This window comes from Lysinibacillus sp. 10T31, assembly GCF_056394365.1.
Genome location: NZ_JBFTHS010000150.1, coordinates 1 through 736, shown reverse-complemented (window position 1 = coordinate 736; position 736 = coordinate 1). Strand labels below are relative to the sequence as shown.

Annotated in this window: 1 protein-coding gene; it reads left to right on the top strand. The window is 69.4% G+C overall.

Annotated elements, in window-relative coordinates; translation table 11 throughout:
• Window positions 1-58: 58 nt before the first annotated feature.
• Window positions 59-736 (top strand): peptidoglycan-binding domain-containing protein (locus AC1DCY_RS27300; RefSeq protein ID WP_477355818.1); only part of this gene is annotated, 678 nt, incomplete at its 3' end.

Below are 736 nucleotides of genomic sequence, written 5' to 3'. Positions count from 1 at the left end.
CATCCGCATAGCGCTGGAACAGGCGCGCTCGCACAAGCACGGTGGCGGTGGCCCGCAGGTGCTGAAAGAGGGCTCTACCGGCCGCGCGGTGGAAAAGCTGGAACACAACCTGCACGCGCTGGGTTATGGCGGCGCGGGTGCCCAGGCGATCCATCCTGATCGCCAGTTCGATGCCAGCACCCGGCAGGCCGTCGAAGCTTTCCAGCGTGACCATGGCCTGACTCCGGTCGACGGCAAGGCCGGGCCGACCACGCTGGGTGCGATCGACCGCGAGGCGCGCGCGCTGCAGCGTGACATGGCCGCGCTGGGCCTGACCGATGCGCATGGCAAAGCGATCACCGCCGATGGCTACCTTGGGGCGGGCAGCCAGCACGCCATCAATGTGTTCCAGCAGCAGCACCATCTGCCGGCCACCGGCATGGCCGACGCACAGACGCGTCGCACGATCGATGCCGAGGCCGCACAGCATCGCCCTGCCGCGCCTTCGCCTGCTACCCCTGCCACGCCGGCTGTGCCGGCAGCCCCGACGAGGGCTGCGCCAGCCGCAGCGCAGCAACACACTGGCCCTGCAGGCGCCGCAGCGCCCGGTGGCGAGCGCATTTCCGTGGTGGAACCCTTCGGCAACGGCAGCAGCAACCGCGTCCTTCGCCACGGCATCAGCGGCGAGGACGCGTTCCGTGAGTTGAAGATCCACCATCCCAAAACGAATGCCGCCGCTGTGCGCGCTGGCGATGCC